Raw genomic sequence first — 19,563 nt, 5'->3', positions numbered from 1 at the left:
GTGTGATATTATCAAGGTCAAAGAAACAGCCTTTACTGATGATGTCGTAGAATTTATGGCATTACAGTTGCAGAAGTTGCCAGCAACAACCCAGAATATTTTAAAATTGGCGGCTTGTATTGGTAATCAATTTGATTTGCATACCTTGGCGATTGTTTCCGAACAATCAGAAATGGAAACTTCTACTGCTTTGTGGAAAGCTTTACAAGAAGGATTTATATTGCCACAAAGCGAGGTTTATAAGTTCTATTTAGGAATTGAAGAACAAATCAAGGGAGCAGAAGTTTCTCAAGTTGTTAATTATAAGTTTTTGCACGATCGCGTTCAACAAGCAGCTTATTCCCTAATACCAGAAGCTGAAAAACAAAAGACACATTTGCAGATTGGTCAATTGTTATTGCAAGGGTTATCCCAGCAGGAACAACAAGAACGAATTTTTGACCTAGTAAACCAACTGAATCTAGGACTTGGTGCGATCGCTGAAGATGACTCCCTTTCCAGCATCGCCATTGATGAGCAGAAAAAACAACTGGCTTGCTTAAACCTGCAAGCAGGACAAAAGGCAAAACTTTCGGCAGCTTATCAAGCATCCCAGAGCTATTGTACTACTGGGATTGATTTATTACCTGCAACCGCTTGGCAGACTGACTATGAACTAACGTACAGTTTGCACCGCGATTGCTCAGAAGCAGCTTATCTGTGTGGTAATTTTGACAGAGCCGAAGTTCTTTATGGGGAAGCACTGAGCCATGCTCAAACACCCCTGGACAAAGCGGTAATTTATCGCGTGCAGATGACTAAATATCAGCTTCAGGGACGTAATGCGGAAGCGATCGCCATGCAACGCCAGAGTTTACAACTACTCGACTGGGAACTACCAAAAGAACAAGAGTTGATTCAAAAAAGTCTGGACGAAGAAATCGCCATAGTTAACAGATTTTTAGAGCAACAGACTGTTGAATCCATTCTCAATCTTCCCAAAATGTCAGATGCCAGTATTGCAGAAATGTTGCGAATTTTACAAATTCTCTTCTATGCTGCATGGCTTGATGGTCAACCTACTTTAGGATTACTTGTACTCGCCAAGATGACCACTTTATCTTTGCATTATGGTAACAGCGATATGTCTCCCTTTAGCTATGCCGGCTATGCCTTAATTGCCAATGCCATCCTCAAAGACTTGGGAACAGGTTATCAGTTTGGAGAAATGGCAGTGCAGCTTTGCGAACAGTTTGATAATGCAGATGTTCGGGGAATGACTAATTTTATCTTTGCTGCTGATGTGCATAGCTGGAGTCATCCAATTAGAGAAGCAAATACATACTATGACAACGCTTACAAGTATGGCATGGAAGCAGGCAACTGGTTGACTGTTGGCTTTATGATGATGCAAAGTGGTTCAGATCGCCTCACTTATGGTAAAAATCTGGATGAACTATATGCGATCGCTCAAGCCCATGCAGATTTTCTCCGTCACATCAAAAGTTTAGAGAATTTAGACGCTTTAATAGTCGGAGTTATTCAACCAATTCGCAATCTTCTTGGTTTAACAAAAACCCCCTTTAGCTTTGATGACGAAAGTTTTAGTGAAGCTGAGTTTTTACAAAAATATGGCAATACCCCTTATCATCTGGCTTGGTTATATTCTGTCAAAATTCGTCATGCCTATTTATTTGACAACAAAGCCGCATACCCAGATTTAATTCCCCAATTGAGTATAATTGAAAACACCATTTCCAGTCATGCTAAAGTCCCTTCTAGTGTATTTTATGTAGCATTAATGCATCTGTCTCTAGCTGAAATTGCTAGCGATGAACAAGAGCGTCAGTTCCATTGGCAAGCGCTCATTCCCCTAGAGGAACGCTTAAACAATTGGGCAACAGCCTGTCCAGAAAATATTCTCCACAAGTGTCTGCTAATACAAGCAGAAAAAGCACGGCTAAAGGGACAAAAAGCAGAGGCACTCGATTTTTACGAACAAGCCATTGCTCAAGCTAAACATCAAGGTTACGGCTATGAAGAAGCCCTCGCTAATGAACTCGCCGCCAAATTCTATCTCAATTGGGGCAAAGAAAAAGTCGCCGCAGGTTATATGCAAGAAGCTTACTACTGCTATGTCAAATGGGGAGCCAAAGCCAAAACCGATAACTTAGAAAAACGCTATCCTCAACTTCTCAAATCCATCCTACATCAACAAAAATTCAGCTTTAATCCCCTCGAAACCATTGCGAATATTACCCGCAGTTCGTCATCTTTATCTACTCAAACTTCCACCACTTCTAGCACCAGTATTTCTGATGCTCTGGATTTTACTTCCATTCTCAAAGCCGCTCAATCAATTTCTAGCAGTATTGAGTTAGATGAACTCCTCACCAGTCTCACCCAAATTATCCTGGAAAACTCCGGTGCGAAAAAATCTGTATTAATTCTTCCCCAAGAAAATACTTGGCAAGTTAAAGCAATTACGTTGTTGAATCAAAATAATTCGCAATCTCAAATACAAACCATCCTTGAACCACAATTACTAGATACTTGTCAAGATATCCCCAGAAAAATTATCAATTACGTTAAAAATACTCAAGAAACAATTGTCATAGATAATTGCCAAACAGATATTCCTGGGGTAATTGGGGAATATATGCTAGAGCATCAACCCAAGAGTATTTTATGTACCCCAATTATTAATCAAGGACATTTAGCCGGGATTCTCTATCTAGAAAATCAATTAACAACGGGAGTATTTACTAACGAACGTCTACAAGTTATCAATCTACTTTCTTCCCAAGCCGCAATCTCTCTAGAAAATGCTCGACTTTATCAGCAATCGCAACAAGCATTACAAGATTTACAACAGGCTCAATTACAAATCGTCCAAAGTGAAAAGATGTCAGCACTCGGCAATTTAGTCGCTGGGGTAGCACATGAAATGAATAATCCTTTGGGCTTCATTGCTGCTAGTCTCAAACAAGCTAAACCTACTCTTGCTGATATTGTTGAGCACTTGAAACTCTATCAAGAAAGTTTACCAAATCCAAGTGATGAAATCGAAGAACACGCCGAAGAAATTGACTTGGATTATAGTTTAGAAGACTTACCCAAGATGATTGATTCAATGGTGATGGCTTGCGATCGCCTAAAAAACATCAGCACCAGTTTACGTACTTTCTCCCGTGAAGATCGAGATTATAAAGTGCCATTTAAAATCCATGAAGGCATTGACAGCACAATTTTAATTCTTAAACATCGCCTGAAAGCTAACGAACAACGCCCAGCCATTGAAGTAAATACAAATTACGGTAATTTACCTCAAGTTGAATGTTTCCCTGGGCAATTAAATCAGGTATTTATGAACATTCTAGCCAATGCCATTGATGCTCTTGATGAATCAAATAGTGGACTTAGTTTTGAAGAAATCAAAGCAAATCCTAACAAAATTACAGTGAAAACATTTGTGAAAGATAATCACGTAAAAATCTCAATTGCGGATAATGGTAAAGGGATGAGTGAATCGGTAAAACAAAAAATATTTGACCATTTATTTACTACTAAAGGAGTAGGTAACGGTACGGGGTTGGGGTTGGCGATCGCAAAGCAGATTGTCGAATCAACCCACGGTGGAAAGTTGAGTGTTCATTCTGTTTTGGGTGAGGGTACGGAGTTTGCGATTGAGATACCAATGTAAATATTTCTACTCTTGAAGTAAATTTATGCGTGCATCTGGGAATACTAAGTAGGCGCAAAATTCTCAAGGATGAACACAGTATGATTAGCACCCAAGTCAGTATTCCCGAATATCAAGTTAACGCAGAACTCTACAACGGTTCCAGAACCCTAGTTTATCGAGCAGTTCGAGAGATTGACCAAAAACCTGTGGTCGTTAAACTGCTAAAAAATCCTTATCCCAGTTTCTCTGAACTGGTGCAGTTTCGCAATCAGTACACCATCGCCAAAAATCTCAACTCACCCCTAATCATCCAAACCTATAGCCTAGAACCTTATCAAAATGGCTATGCTTTGGTGATGGAAGATTTTGGGGGGATTTCCCTGAAAGAGACGTTATATGTAATGTCTCTACAAGAATTTTTACATATAGCGATCGCACTCTGCGACACCTTAGATATACTCTATCGAGAGCGGATTATTCATAAAGACATCAAACCTGCCAATATATTAATTAATCCTGAAACAAAACAAATTAAATTAATAGACTTTAGTATTGCATCTCTGCTACCACGAGAAACCCAAACCCTAATCAATCGCAATGTGTTGGAAGGAACTTTAAGTTATATATCTCCAGAACAAACTGGACGGATGAATCGGGGGATTGACTACCGCACAGATTTTTATTCTTTGGGTGTAACTTTCTACGAATTACTTACAAGAGAATTACCATTTCAGTCAAATGATCCGATGGAATTGGTACATTGTCATATTGCGAAAACAGCACCCTTAGTACATGAAATTAATTCAGCAATTCCATCTATACTCTCAGAAATTGTCAATAAATTGATGGCAAAAAATGCCGAAGACCGCTATCAAAGTGCATTGGGTTTGAAATATGATTTAGAAGAATGCCTGGTTCAACTACAGGAAACTGGCAACATTGAAACCTTCCCAATTGCACAACGTGATGTGTGCGATCGCTTCATCATCCCCGAAAAATTATACGGTCGAGAAACTGAGGTTGAGCAATTATTAGCTGCATTTGGACGAGTTTCTCAAGGGAAGAGCGAAATGATGTTGGTTGCAGGGTTTTCTGGAATTGGCAAAACTGCGATCGTCAATCAAGTTCACAAGCCGATTGTTCAGCAACGGGGCTATTTTATCAAAGGCAAGTTTGACCAATTTAATCGCAATATTCCTTTTTCGGCATTTGTGCAAGCTTTCCGCGACTTGATGGGGCAATTGTTGAGCGAAAGTGATGTTCATTTGTCAAGTTGGAAAAACAAAATTTTACAGGCTGTCGGGGAGAGCGGACAAGTGATCATTGATGTGATTCCGGAATTAGAACACATCATTGGCGTGCAACCACCAGCAGCAGAACTATCCGGGAGCGCCGCCCAGAATCGGTTTAATTTACTATTTCAAAAGTTCATTCAAGTTTTTACCCAGCCGGAACATCCCTTGGTGATGTTTTTAGATGATTTGCAGTGGGCAGATTCTGCTTCACTGAATCTGATTCAACTGCTGATGATAGAATCAGCGACAGGGTATTTACTGATGATTGGTGCTTACCGAGATAATGAGGTTTTTGCTGCACATCCATTCATGCTGACTTTGGATGCGATCGCCAAAACTGGGACAACGGTGAATACCATCACCCTCAAACCCTTAAACCAAAACAGTCTCAATCAATTGCTAGCGGATACACTTAATTGTGGGTTTACCCTAGCACAACCGTTAACGGAATTGGTGCATCAAAAAACCCAAGGTAATCCCTTTTTTACTACTCAGTTTCTCAAGGCGCTGCATCAAGATGAACTAATTACCTTTGATCGCCAAGCTGGACATTGGCAATGTGATATTGTGGGGGTGCGGGAAGCAGCACTGACGGATGATGTGGTGGAGTTTATGGCAACTCAGTTGCAAAAGTTACCAGAAGCCACCCAAAATATCCTGAAATTGGCAGCTTGTATTGGCAACCAGTTTGATTTAAATACATTGGCGATTGCCCAAGGGGCACTGGCGGAGCCAATCGCGGCAGAACAATCTACAATCGACATTGCTGCGGCATTGTGGGCGGCTTTACAAGAAGGATTGGTGTTGCCACAAAGTCAAATTTACAAGCTTTATGTTGGAGAAATTACAGCCAATATCGGAGCAGATGCTCAGATCGCTCAATATAAATTTTTACACGATCGCGTCCAGCAAGCAGCTTACTCTCTGATCGCCGAAGATCGCAAACAAATCACCCACCTAAAAATTGGACGGCTTCTTAGAGACAGTATAATAGACAATCAACAACAAGAAAATATTTTTGAAATTCTCAATCAAATTAATATTGGCATCACCTTAATTTCCGATTCTACTGAGCAAGAACAAGTTGCGAAACTTAATCTGCTCGCAGGACGGAAGGCTAAACAAGCTACTGCTTACACCGCATCTGCTCAATATTTTCAAGCCGGAATTGAACTCCTTTCGCCAACCTCCTGGGAGGATCGCTATTCTCTCACCTTTGATTTATATCAACAGCTTGCCGAAGTTGAATTTCTCAATGGCAATTTTGAACAGTCTGACATCTTGGTTGATCGGGCATTAAAAAAAGTCGCCGTTCCAGTCGATCAGGCAAGATTATATAACTTACTAATTATCCGATACACGTTCAGCGCCGATTATCATCAAGCGATTGAAATCGGTAGAAAAGCGCTTTCATTATTGGGCGAAGTACTACCTGAATCAGATTTACAAGCTGCACTCAATGTTGAGTTTGAACAAGTGCAGGAAAAATTAGGCAGCCGGGAAATTTCCTCACTGATTGATGGCGATCGCATTCAGGTGATCGAGAAAAAAGTTGCCATTGAAGTTCTCAAAAATATTGACCCCCCGGCATACTTTGTCGATCTACCACTCTATTCAGTGATTGTTGCACGTTCTGTTAACTTATCACTCCAGTATGGTAATGCCCCGGAATCACCTAAGGGCTTTTCGACTTATGGGTTATTGAGGGGTGCAATGTTTGAGGAATACTACAATGGCTTAGAGTTTGGTAGCCTAGCGCTTAATCTCAGCGATCAACTCAATAACCCATCTCAGAAATGCCAGGTTTGTGTTATCGTTGGCGGTTACTTAAATCATTGGGTTAAGCATCTCAAAGAAAGTGATACAACCCTGAATGAAGGATACCAAGTTGGGCTAGAATGCGGCGATATCCAATTTGCTGGCTATAGCTTGATATTCAAAACTTTGCATCTATTTTTTGTCGGCACCAATTTAGAATCCTTGTTAGATGAAATTTCACCTCTTTTGCAATTTGCCCATAAAACTCAGAATCAATGGGCTATTGATGGCATTACTGCTTGTGAAATTATCAGCCTAAATTTATCTGGCAAAACAAATGATCGGCATCATTTTGCTAATGCTGTTTTAGATGAAGAAATTTATCTAAAAACAAGTAAAGTTAACGGTAGCTCAAGTTGGCTCGGAACATATTTAATTATTAAATCTAAAGTTTACTATCTCTATGGCGATTTTCAATTAGGCTTAGAGTCTGCTCAGGAGGCTGAACAATATCTGACATTCATTGTCGGAAATTACTCTGTTGCCGAACATAATTTTTCCACCTCTCTAAATTTGATTGCAATCTGTCGAGAAGCATTATCCACCGAAGAACAATCAAGTTACTTAGAAAAAGTGTATAAAAATCAGGCTCAACTGCAAAAATGGTCAGAAGCCTGTCCAACCAATTTTTTGCATAAATATGAATTAATTCAAGCGGAAATTTTACAATTAACGGGAGTAAAGATAGAGGCGATCGCACTCTACGATCGCGCCATTTCTGGAGCAAAAGAAAACGGCTATATTCAAGAACAAGCATTAGCCAACGAACTAGCAGCTAAATTTTACCTAGATTGGGGTAAAGAGAAAGTCGCCGCAGGCTATATGCAGGAAGCTTACTACTGCTATGCCAAATGGGGTGCAAAAGCCAAAATCACCCATTTAGAGCAAAACTATCCCCAACTACTAGGGGCGATTCTCCAACCTCCTACACTTGCCATCAACTATGAGGGAACCATTGCCCCAACCCTGATGAGAAGTTTAACTAACGTCAGTAGCAGCCAGAATTTATGGTTAGATTTTCCGGCGGTAATGAAAGCAGCACAAGCAATCTCACAAGAAATTGAGTTAGAAAAACTGTTAGCTACTTTAATGCAGATTGCGATCGCCACTGGGGGAGCGCAAATTGGTTATTTAATTCTCCGCCAACAGGAACAATGGTTAGTGGTTGCTCAAGCCGATTCAGAGCAGACAAAAAGCTTAGAAATTCCCCTAGAACAGTGTCAGGAGATTCCCCAAAGTGTTATTTACGCGGTGACGCGATCGCCAGAGGTGGCTGTTTTTGATAATTTAAGTGATTCAGTACAATTTGCAGGCGATCGCTATATTATTAGCCACCAACCCAAATCCGTGTTATGTACTCCCATTCGCCAGCAAGGGAAACTAATTGGCATCCTGTACTTAGAAAATAACTTAACTGTGGGTGCATTTACTAGCGATCGCCTGCAAGTGATTCAACTCCTCACAGCCCAAGCCGCTATTTCCCTCGAAAATGCCCAGATGTATTGCCAATTAGAGCAAAAAGTATCTGAACGCACCCAAGAACTCACACAAAAAGCAACGCAGCTAGAATCAACTTTGCAAGAACTGCAACGCACTCAATCCCAACTAATTCAAGCGGAAAAAATGTCCGGTTTGGGACAATTAGTTGCTGGTATTGCTCACGAAATTAATAATCCGATTAATTTCATTTATGGCAACCTCAAACCCGCAAGTGAATACGTGACATCATTAATTGAATTAAATCATTTATACCAGAAAAACTATCCGCAACCAATACCAGAAATTGAAGAAAAAATTGCTGATGTGGAACTAGATTTTTTGGTGAATGATTTACAAAATCTGCTGAAATCGATGAAATTAGGAGCAGACCGCATCCGCCAAATTGTTCTCTCACTGCGTAATTTTTCCCGTTTAGATGAAGCCGAAATCAAACCAGTAGATATTCATGGAGGTATTGATAGCACGCTGTTAATTTTACAGCATCGGCTCAAAAATAGTAGCAAAAACACAGAGATTTCACTCATTAAAGAATACAGCAAAATACCTTTAGTTAATTGTTATCCATCTGCTTTAAATCAGGTATTTATGAATATTCTTAGCAATGCTATTGATGCCCTAAAAGAATTAGATATAAATCACAAATCGACTATTACAATTCGTACTGAAATTCCAGAGCAAAAATATGTGGCGATCCGCATTATCGACAATGGGATGGGGATGAACGAATCAGTACGAAATAAGATATTTGAACCATTTTTTACTACAAAGCCTGTAGGTAGTGGCACAGGTTTAGGATTGTCAATTAGCTATTCGATTGTCGTAGAACAACATGGAGGTCAGTTAAACTGCATTTCGGCTCCAGGAAAGGGTACTGAGTTTGTGATTCAGATTCCACTGTAAATATTTTTGCTCTTTGGCAAATGATTATACCTCGTAGGGGAATACTAAATGTGAAAGCACTAAGGATAAACGCAGTATGATTAGCACTCAAGTCAGTATTCCCGGATATCAAGTCAGCGAAGAACTCTACAACGGTTCCAGAACCCTAGTTTATCGAGCAGTTCGAGAGGTTGATCAAAAACCTGTAGTGATTAAACTGCTGAAAAATCCTTATCCCAGCTTCTCGGAATTATTACAATTTCGCAATCAATACACCATAGCCAAAAATCTCAACACTCCCGGAATCATCCAAACCTATAGCCTAGAACCATACCAGAATGGTTATATATTGGTGATGGAAGACTTTGGGGGAATTTCCCTCAAGGATTATTTTGCCAACAATAATAACATCGCATCTCTAGATGAATTTTTACAAATAGCAATATCCCTGTGCGACACCTTAGATATTCTCTACCGTCAAAGAATTATTCATAAAGATATTAAACCCAGCAATATTTTAATTCACCTAGAAACAAAACAAGTAAAGCTAATTGACTTTAGCATTGCCTCTTTGTTAGCACGAGAAACCCAAACCCTCATCAGTCTTAATGTATTAGAAGGGACACTGGCTTATATTTCCCCCGAACAGACAGGAAGGATGAATCGGGGGATTGACTACCGGACTGATTTTTATTCTCTGGGTGTAACTTTCTATGAATTACTCACTGGAGAATTACCGTTTCAATCAAACGATGCGATGGAATTGGTACATTCTCATATTGCGAAACAAGTACCAGTTTTAGCTGATAGTAAAGAAATTCCCCAAGTCATTTCTGATATCCTCATCAAATTGATGGCAAAAAATGCCGAAGATAGATATCAAAGTGCTTTGGGATTAAAGCATGATTTAGAAAAATGTTTGTATCAACTAAAAGAGACTGGGAAAATTACATATTTTGAAATTGGCAAGAGAGATATTTGTGACAGCTTTATTATCCCCGATAAACTTTATGGACGAGAAACCGAAGTAGAAACCCTACTCCAAGCATTCGAGCGCGTTAGTACGGGGACAACCGAAATGATGCTGGTAGCTGGTTTTTCAGGGATTGGGAAAACAGCAATTGTCAACGAAGTTCATAAACCCATTGTTCGTCAACGCGGTTATTTTATCAAAGGCAAATTTGACCAATTTAATCGGAATATTCCCTTCTCTGCATTTGTGCAAGCATTCCGAGATTTAATGGGGCAATTGTTAACAGAAAGTGATGCTCAAATCCAGCAATGGAAAAGTAAGATTTTAGAGGCTGTAGGTGAGAACGGGCAGGTAATTATTGAAGTCATCCCGGAATTATCAATAATTATTGGTAATCAAGCACCAGCACAGGAACTATCAGGTTCTGCTGCACAAAATCGGTTTAATTTATTATTCCAGAAGTTTGTCCAGGTTTTCACAACTAAAGAACATCCCTTAGTGATTTTTTTAGATGATTTGCAATGGGCTGATTCGGCATCTTTGAAATTAATGCAGCTATTAATAGCTGATACAGGGCATCTTTTCTTAATTGGTGCATACCGTGATAACGAAGTATTTCCAGCCCATCCCTTAATCTTGACCTTGAGTGATATTCAAAAAACCGCAGCAACTATTAATACTATTACTTTAGCTCCACTGAATCAAGGTAAGGTGAATGAATTAGTTGCTGATACACTAAAATGTACAGAAAGTTTGGCATTTTCTTTTTCTCAATTAATCTATCAAAAGACTCAAGGAAATCCATTTTTTGCCACCCAATTCCTCAAAGCATTGCATCAAGATGGACTAATTAAATTTAACTTTGAGTCCGGCTATTGGCAATGTAATATTGCACAAGTGACTCAGCGATCGCTCACCTCAGATGTGGTTGAATTGATGGCATTGCAGTTACAAAAGTTGCCAGAATCAACACAAGAGGTTTTAAAATTAGCTGCTTGTATTGGCAATCAATTTGATTTACAAACTTTGGCAATTGTTTCGGAAAAATCGGAAATTGAAACGGCTACAGATTTGTGGACAGCCTTGCAAGAAGGTTTGATTTTACCCCAAAGTGAGGTTTATAAATTTTATCAGGGAGAAGATAACCAGCAATTGGATATGAAAAATGATCCCAGTAAACTATTAGCCAAATATAAATTTCTACACGATCGCGTCCAACAAGCCGCTTATTCTCTAATTCCCGAAGACCAAAAACAACTGACTCATCTCACCATTGGACAACTGCTGTTACAAAATACTGAGGAAACGCGACAAGACGAGCGCATTTTTGAGATTGTCAATCAGTTAAATTGTGGCATTTCCCCGATCGCTTTACCCGTCCAGCGTCGGCAATATGCTCAATTAAACCTCAAAGCAGGTCGCAAAGCCAAAGAATCAACGGCTTACATAACAGCACTGCATTACCTCAATTATGGGATACAGTTTTTAACTGCAAAAGGTTGGGATGTTGATGCCGATCTGATGCACAATTTACATGAAGAAGCAGCAGAAGTGGCATTGCTCAATTGTGATTTTCCACAGATGGAATCTTTGGTTGAGATTGTATTGCAGCGAACCAGCAACTTACTTGAGCAGGTAAAAGTATATGAAATCAAACTCCAGGCATATCAAGTACAAAATCAACAGAGAGAGGCGATTAAAAGCGGACGGGAAATCCTGGAGAAATTAGGAGTGATTTTGCCTGAGTCTGTCACCCCTTTGGAGATGCAGCAACAGGTGGAAAACACACTAACATCTGTAGGGAGTGTGGCGATCGCAGACTTAGTTAATCTACCACAGATGCAGGATGCAAATGCTTTAGCAGCTTTGCGAATTATGATAAGACTTGTCCCATCCATCCACCAAGCTGCTCCCCAACTCTTTCCCAGCATTGCCTGTGAACAATTAAATTTGTCGTTTAAATATGGTAATTCGCCCTTCTCTGCACCAGGGTATGCAGATTTTGGCATTGTTGTCAGTATTGTCTTGAATCAGTTAGAAGCGGGCTATCAATTTGGACAGTTAGCACTCTGCATTATGGAGCAATTCTCAGAAAAATCTGTCCAGAGCATGGTTCAGTTTAAAGTCGCTGCATTCAATCAATCAAATCGACAAAATATTCGACAGTCCATCGCTTTACTGAAAAAATCCTATCAGGTGGGATTAGAAACGGGGGATTCAGTTCACGCCCTTGTCTCCACTTCCTTCAGGTTACTTTACACCTATCTAAGTGGGGTAGAGGATTTAGGCAGCTTGTTAAAAGAATTGGAAATTTATCAATCCAGATTTGCCACAAGTCAGCATTTTTTATCCTGGGCACATATCATTCGTTATTCTATTAAAAATTTCACTGAATTTGACGAAAACCCCAGATTTCTTGGTCATGATGTTACTGACGAAAAACAGTGCTTATCCCTACTCCTCAAGGACAATGATGAATTGGCACTCCATCTATTTTTTCTGAGTAAGTTGATACTTAGTTACTCATTTGGGGATTTTTCTGCGGCGATTCAGGATGCAGACACAGGAGTAAAATACCTCCAAGCAGGCATGGGGATGCCCTCTGCTCCTGTTTACTACTATTATGACTCATTGATCCGTCTCACAGTTTATCCGACTGATCCCTCCCAACAAGAGAAACTGCTCTCCCAGGTTGAGGAAAATCAGCAAAAACTAAGCATCTATGCTGATGCTGCACCAATGAATTATCAACAGAAATACGATCTGGTAGAAGCAGTCAGATGTCATATTTGCGACAACAAGTTAGCGGCAATGGAATGTTTCGATCGGGCGATCGCCAAAGCCCAGGAAAACGGCTACATCCTTGATGAAGCTCTAGCTAACGAACTGGCTGCCAAATTTTACCTAGATTGGGTTAAAGAGAAAGTCGCCGCAGGCTATATGCAGGAAGCCTACTATTGTTACACAAAATGGGGAGCGAAAGCCAAAACCGACGACTTAGAAACACGTTATCCCCAACTACTCAAACCCATCCTGCAACAGCGACAAGTTACCCTCAATCCCTGGGAAACTATCAGTACGGTTGTCTTTCCACGGACTTCTTCATCCACCCATACTTCTAGTACAAACATTTCCGATGCCCTAGATTTTACAAGCATACTCAAAGCTGCTCAAGCCATTTCTAGTAGTATTGAATTAGACGAATTAATCACTAACCTCACGAAAATTATCCTGGAAAACTCTGGTGCGAAAAAATCTGTATTAATTCTCCCCCAAGAAGATACTTGGCAAGTCCGAGCAATTACCTTGATTAATCATCAAGCTCAAATACAAACCATCCTTAATACACAATTAGTAGATACTTGTCAAGATATTCCCGGAAAAATTATCAATTATGTCAAGAATACTCAACAAACAATTGTCATAGATAATTGCCAAACAGATATTCCTGGGGTGATTGGGGAATATATGTTAGAGCATCAACCCAAGAGTCTATTGTGTACACCAATTATTAATCAAGGGCATTTGCAAGGTATTCTCTACTTAGAAAATCAACTCACAACCGGGGTATTTACTAGCGAACGTCTACAAGTTATCAATCTACTTTCTTCCCACGCCGCGATATCCTTAGAAAATGCTCGACTTTATCAAGAATCTCAAGAAAATGCTCAACAACTAAAACAATCTCTTAAACAACAGAAGACCTTGTTTAATGTTGTTAACCAGATGCGAAAGTCTTTAGACTTGGATACTATTTTCTGCACAGTCACCCAAAATATTCGACGCATTCTCAATGCTGATCGGGTGGGAATCTATCAGTTTCATCTAAACGTAAATTACGAATATGGCGAATTTATAGCTGAAGATGTACTACCAGCATTCCCTTCTGCTCTAGCAGTCAAAATTCAAGATCATTGCTTTGGTGAAAACTATGCCAACCTCTATAAACAGGGACGCTTCGGTGTCATCAATGATTTGCAAGCAGCTGATATTTTAGATTGTCATCGGGAAATTTTAGGGCAATTTCAGATTCAAGCATCATTAGTTGTACCGATTATACAAGATGACGAACTGTGGGGATTACTCTGCATCCACCAATGCGATCGCCCTCGTCACTGGCTACCATCGGAAATTCAATTTGCCCAGCAAGTCGGCGCACAAATGGGAGTTGCGCTCAAGCAAATAGATTTATTAATCGCAACGCAAAAACAAGCAACTCAACTGGAACAAACACTCCAGCATCTCCAGCAAACCCAACTTCAGTTAGTCCAAAATGAGAAAATGTCTGCTTTAGGTAACTTAGTTGCTGGAATAGCTCACGAAATGAATAATCCTTTGGGTTTTATTTCTGCAAGTCTTAAACAAGCTAAACCCACCGTCGCTGATATTACCGAACACCTGAAATTATATCAAGAAAATCTGCCAAATCCAGGTGAAGAAATTATCGACCATGCCGAAGAAATCGACTTAGATTATAGCTTAGAAGATTTACCCAAGATTATTGATGCAATCGTGATGGCATGTGACCGGCTGAAAAATATCAGCACCAGTCTCCGTACTTTTTCCCGTGCCGATCAAGATTACAAAGTGCCATTTAACATTCACGAAGGTATTGATAGTACAATTTTAATTCTCAAACATCGCCTCAAAGCTAACGAACAACGCCCAGCTATTGAAGTAGTAGCAGAGTATGGTAATTTACCCCAGATTGAATGCTTTCCTGGGCAATTGAATCAGGTATTTATGAATATCCTGGCAAATGCCATTGATGCCTTAGATGAGTCAAATACTGGGCGAAGTTTCGCAGAAATTCAAGCAAATCCAAATAAAATTACCATTAAAACATCAATTGAAGATAACCAGGTGAAAATCTCAATTGCAGATAATGGTAAAGGGATGAGTGAAGAAGTCAAACATAAAATATTTGACCATTTATTTACTACTAAAGGAGTAAGTAAAGGTACTGGATTGGGACTTGCGATCGCACATCAAATTGTTACCGAAAAACATGGTGGAGAGATTGCTGTTAACTCTGTCTTTGGGGAAGGTACAGAATTTATGATTTTCCTCCCGATCAAAAATTAATCAGGAGCATTTCACTTCTAAATTCAAAACTGCCCTAAATACTTAGTTAAGAAAGGCGAAAAAACCTCATAAATTAGGGTTAAAGGCTGCCCGTGATGCCAAAACAGGTAATGACGACCCCAAAATGGTCCAGTTTCCTGGAAACCCTCTTCTAAGGCAGCCGAAGTACCTTGGTAAATCCCTTGGACATCCCGATACAACTCAGTTCGCAAACGTGCTAAACTTGCCCAAATTGGTAACGAACGATTTTGTAAATATTCATCCACATGGTTCGCTTCCCACCAGGAAGTCGCATAAGCTAAACGCTGTCCTGAAGCATTACGTAACCAAACTTGCCGTCGTAATCTTGGTCCTGGTACTTTGTCAATCAAATCTGGGGCATTATCCAAATCCATACCAATTAAAGACATGTCGATAACATCGACTTCCGTCGGTTCACCCGTCAATAACTGTAAATGTCTTGTTGGTGAACCGTCACCTAAAAGTAATAACTGCCAAGCAGGTGCTAACTGAGCGTGTGGCAATCCCTGTTGAACCACTCCTTCTCCTCCTTGCCAAATTGGAGAAAGACGATGCCAACCAGTCGGCAGAATCAAATTGTTGTTTGGAGTAAAAGTAGCAGTCAAGGTTATTTACAAAACTTCACCTATCTATATAAAAGCATAAAAAATAAAAGCATCAACAGAATTGGGAAGGTGAAAGGCAAAATTCAGTAGGAAATTCCAAAATCTAGGGATGCGATATATCGGTATGGTTTGTCTTTGATTACCATAAAAAATTAGAGACGTAAACTATTTACGCCTCTAAAAAATTATTTGAAAAATTTAACATCAAAAAATGCGGATGGCGAGACTCGAACTCGCAAGGGCAAGCCCACACGCACCTCAAGCGTGCGCGTATACCAATTCCGCCACACCCGCAAGATTTCTCTAAGAACAGAATATAGCATATTAATCTATATAATTACTACAGAAAGTAGATATTTTGGTTGTGAATCAGGATTTTTTTGAATGTGGATAAGTCGCCAATAAAAATTTGGAGAAACAAAAGGCAATATTTAAAAGATATAGGGAAAATCTCTGATTATTGTCCATCACAGAGCATACTTAGGCAGTAAAAAGCAGGTGATGCGATCCCAAGGAATGCAAAACAAGGAGGAATCAATGGTTTAATTTGATGGTTTAACCTAATGTCGGGAGCAATTTGGTATCCAAGTTAACTTGAAGAGCTAAAATCCGAAATTGCTTTGGTCATAATTGGTCATAATTTAGGATCGGATCGGCTTTAGTCGCTGCGAACGTGACAAGAAAAATATTAATTTATTCAATAATTGTTGAAGTTAAAAGATGAAGGTTGACAAAATATTAATTGCTAATCGGGGAGAAATTGCGCTTCGCATTCTCCGTGCTTGTGAGGAGATGGGGATTGCGACTGTTGCCGTTCATTCTACGGTTGACAGGAATGCGCTGCACGTTCAACTGGCTGACGAAGCGGTTTGTATTGGCGAACCTGCTAGCGCTAAGAGTTATTTAAATATTCCTAATATTATTGCAGCAGCATTAACGCGAGGTGCGACAGCGATTCACCCTGGCTATGGTTTTTTGTCGGAGAATGCTCGGTTTGCGGAGATATGCGCTGACCATCAAATTGCATTTATTGGACCATCCCCAGAAGCCATTAGATTGATGGGGGATAAAGCCACAGCCAAAGAAACCATGCAAAGGGCAGGTGTTCCCACGGTTCCGGGAAGCGATGGCTTAGTAGAATCAGAAGCCGAGGGTTTAGCGATCGCAAATAAAATGGGCTATCCCGTCATGATAAAAGCCACCGCAGGAGGAGGTGGAAGGGGGATGCGTTTGGTGCGTGCCGAAAATGAATTTGTTAGGTGTTTCCAAGCTGCACAAGGCGAAGCAGGAGCCGCATTTGGCAATTCTGGAGTTTATATCGAAAAATTTATTGAACGTCCGCGCCACATCGAATTTCAAATTTTGGCGGATAATTATGGGAATGTGATTCACCTGGGCGAACGTGACTGCTCAATTCAACGTCGTAACCAAAAACTTTTAGAAGAAGCACCCAGTCCAGCCCTTGACCCCGAATTACGGGAAAAAATGGGACAATCTGCCGTCAAAGCCGCTCAATTTATTAACTATACAGGCGCAGGTACGATTGAATTTCTCTTGGATCAGTCTGGAGATTTCTACTTTATGGAAATGAATACTCGGATTCAAGTAGAACATCCAGTTACGGAAATGGTTACTGGTATTGATTTAGTAGTTGAGCAAATACGTATAGTTCAAGGAGAACGGCTCAAATTTACACAAGAGCAAATAGTACTCCGAGGTCATGCGATCGAATGTCGAATTAACGCTGAAGACCCAGAACACGACTTTCGACCTGCTCCAGGACGTATTAGTGGTTACTTACCGCCCGGTGGTCCTGGTGTCAGAATTGACTCCCATGTTTACACCGATTATCAAATTCCACCTTACTATGATTCCCTTATTGGTAAATTAATTGTTTGGGGACCCGATCGTCAAACCGCAATTACCCGCATGAAAAGGGCATTGCGCGAATGTGCCATTACTGGATTACCGACAACAATTGGATTTCACCAAAAAATTATGGAAACCCCCCAATTCCTAGCAGGTAAAGTTTATACCAACTTTGTCCAGGAAATGAATGAAGGTCAGAAATAGAAATTGGGGATTGGGATAAAAACTAGGCTTTTCATCTACCAGCATAAAAGAAACTCACCCTAACCCTCACTAATAGCGAGGCTACGGTGTACACACAAGTCTGTTTTTTTCCTGAAACCTCGGAATTACCCCCCTCAATCCCCCCTTACAAAGGGGAGAAACTAGAAATCCAGTTCCCTCCCCTTACCAAGGGGAGGGTTAGGGTAGGGTTCTTTTATTTGGGGCGAGGAGGGAAAATGCCTGATTTTCCCCCTCACCGCAAGCCTACGGTGTACGCACAAGTATACCCAGAGCGGGTTTCATCGTTCCCAGGCAGAGCCTGGGAACGCAACCCCAGAGACTCCGCACTCTTGGTGTGACTGGAGGCAAAGCCTCTCGGAGGGCATTCCCAGGCTCTGCCTGGGAATGAGGAGGAAAGAGTATAGAAAGCTTAAAACCCTTGCAGATAGGACTTGTGTGTACACCGTAGCACAGCAAGCGGGGTAGGGGGCAGCTGACAGATGTAGGTTTATTACTAAAGGCTCTGAAATGGGCTTTTTACGTTACCTCCGAATTAAGGATTTTTATCTTAGGTTTATGCTAAAGAACGATATTTCGTTATTTGAGCAGAGTGAAAACCTCGTTTGAGAGTCCCCACTCACACCTAAGCAAAAAACCTACACCTGTCAGGTAGGGGACAGGGGGTGGGGTTCTATATCTGATTCTTTCCCTTTCCCATTTACGATCGCGACATCATTGTTAATAAACCTTGCTGACCAAGGAGGATTTCGCGGATTAGGCTGACAATTCCCACCCAAATGATGGGGGAAATATCGACTCCACCGATGGGGGAAACAATTTTGCGTGTCGGAATTAAAAATATTTCCGTGGGTAGGGCAACAAGAATAAAGGGGAAGCGCTTTAAATCAACTTGGGGATACCAAGTTAAAACGATACGGAAAATAAAGAGAAAAATCATCAACCCTAACAGAGGAGCGAGAATCCAAGTTGCAATATCAACAGATGACATAATTCTAGGAATTTCGTGAAATTTTACAATACAAATTAAGTTTTAAGCTTTATTAAGGCTTTTATCATTTTAGCGAAATAGGGACAGAGGAAGCTAATTATTGGGAAGGGCACTTCTGTAGTCCGGTTCCAGCAGCAAATAAATTATCTGTCATTGGTCATCTTGAAGGTATATATTATTCTTACTTTTCCCTAATCCCTATTCCCAGCTTCTCAAGGACGTAATAGACTATTAGAATTGTAGATAAGTATGTAAAAAAAAGGTTGAAAACTATGACACCTTCTTTATCAAATTTTCTTTGGAGTCTCTTGTGGGGTACTGCGATCGTCGTGATTCCAGCAACCATAGGATTGCTTTTTGTCAGCCAAAAAGATAAAATCCAGCGCGATTAAGATTTTGAGAGTTTATCGGCTCTCATAATCGATCGCCTCTGAGTTCGGTGTAATTTTCTGAAATTTTGAGCAAAATCTTCAAAAATAAGGATAACTTATCAAGAATTGGACAGAGGCGTATGTCTTAGCTTTGAGTAAGCGGCTTCAAAGCATCTTATCGGTGCTTTGGAGCTTTAATTTTCAAGCTTAAATATTTAATGTTAATGTGTCTTATTTACATAGCAGATTTTTATTCTGAGTAGCTAACAT

7 protein-coding genes and 1 tRNA gene are annotated in these 19,563 nt (G+C 40.3%); 5 read left to right on the top strand and 3 right to left on the bottom strand.

Features of this window, described 5'->3' with window-relative positions; all coding sequences use genetic code 11:
• The 3 genes from CK510_RS09570 to CK510_RS09560 all read left to right on the top strand — a co-directional run.
• Positions 1-3,682, top strand: a 3,682-nt coding sequence (locus CK510_RS09570) for an ATP-binding sensor histidine kinase (RefSeq protein WP_095721488.1), incomplete at its 5' end; no start/stop codon positions are given.
• Between the two features lie 80 nt (positions 3,683-3,762).
• Positions 3,763-9,177, top strand: coding sequence for a trifunctional serine/threonine-protein kinase/ATP-binding protein/sensor histidine kinase (locus CK510_RS09565; RefSeq protein ID WP_095721487.1), 5,415 nt, complete (start codon positions 3,763-3,765; stop codon positions 9,175-9,177).
• 76 nt (positions 9,178-9,253) lie between these two features.
• Positions 9,254-15,214: a trifunctional serine/threonine-protein kinase/ATP-binding protein/sensor histidine kinase gene (locus CK510_RS09560; protein ID WP_095721486.1), complete on the top strand. Its 5,961-nt coding sequence runs from the start codon at positions 9,254-9,256 to the stop codon at positions 15,212-15,214.
• A 23-nt stretch (positions 15,215-15,237) separates the two neighbouring features.
• Here CK510_RS09560 and CK510_RS09555 read toward each other — a convergent pair whose 3' ends face one another.
• Together CK510_RS09555 and CK510_RS09550 are read right to left on the bottom strand one after the other, a co-directional pair.
• The gene (locus CK510_RS09555; protein ID WP_095721485.1) at positions 15,238-15,840 is read right to left on the bottom strand and encodes a chorismate lyase; all 603 of its coding nucleotides are present in this window, start codon (positions 15,838-15,840) and stop codon (positions 15,238-15,240) included.
• Between the two features lie 212 nt (positions 15,841-16,052).
• Positions 16,053-16,134, bottom strand: a tRNA-Leu gene (locus CK510_RS09550).
• Positions 16,135-16,560: 426 nt separating this feature from the next.
• On the opposite strand from CK510_RS09550, the gene accC reads away from it, so the two are divergent.
• The gene (gene accC / locus CK510_RS09545) at positions 16,561-17,913 is read left to right on the top strand and encodes an acetyl-CoA carboxylase biotin carboxylase subunit (protein ID WP_095721484.1); all 1,353 of its coding nucleotides are present in this window, start codon (positions 16,561-16,563) and stop codon (positions 17,911-17,913) included.
• Between the two features lie 718 nt (positions 17,914-18,631).
• Here accC and CK510_RS09540 read toward each other — a convergent pair.
• Positions 18,632-18,922 carry a YggT family protein gene (locus CK510_RS09540; protein WP_095721483.1) on the bottom strand — a complete coding sequence of 97 codons (291 nt, stop codon included), beginning with the start codon at positions 18,920-18,922 and terminating at the stop codon, positions 18,632-18,634.
• A gap of 272 nt (positions 18,923-19,194) precedes the next feature.
• Here CK510_RS09540 and psbX point away from each other — a divergent pair, with 272 nt between their 5' ends.
• Positions 19,195-19,314, top strand: coding sequence for a photosystem II reaction center X protein (gene psbX, locus CK510_RS09535; protein WP_095721482.1), 120 nt, complete (start codon positions 19,195-19,197; stop codon positions 19,312-19,314).
• Positions 19,315-19,563: the final 249 nt, after the last annotated feature.

This window comes from Brunnivagina elsteri CCALA 953, assembly GCF_002289455.1.
Lineage (GTDB): Bacteria > Cyanobacteriota > Cyanobacteriia > Cyanobacteriales > Nostocaceae > Brunnivagina > Brunnivagina elsteri.
Note: the sequence above shows the minus strand (reverse complement) of the source record. Positions and strands in the feature narration are given on the sequence as shown.

Bases quoted from the DNA above. Each gene is read 5' to 3' on its own strand.
- CK510_RS09565 (WP_095721487.1), top strand. From the start codon at position 3,763: ATGATTAGCACCCAAGTCAGTATTCCCGAATATCAAGTTAACGCAGAA.
- CK510_RS09560 (WP_095721486.1), top strand. From the start codon at position 9,254: ATGATTAGCACTCAAGTCAGTATTCCCGGATATCAAGTCAGCGAAGAA.
- accC (WP_095721484.1), top strand. From the start codon at position 16,561: ATGAAGGTTGACAAAATATTAATTGCTAATCGGGGAGAAATTGCGCTT.
- CK510_RS09540 (WP_095721483.1), bottom strand. From the start codon at position 18,922: ATGTCATCTGTTGATATTGCAACTTGGATTCTCGCTCCTCTGTTAGGG.
- psbX (WP_095721482.1), top strand. From the start codon at position 19,195: ATGACACCTTCTTTATCAAATTTTCTTTGGAGTCTCTTGTGGGGTACT.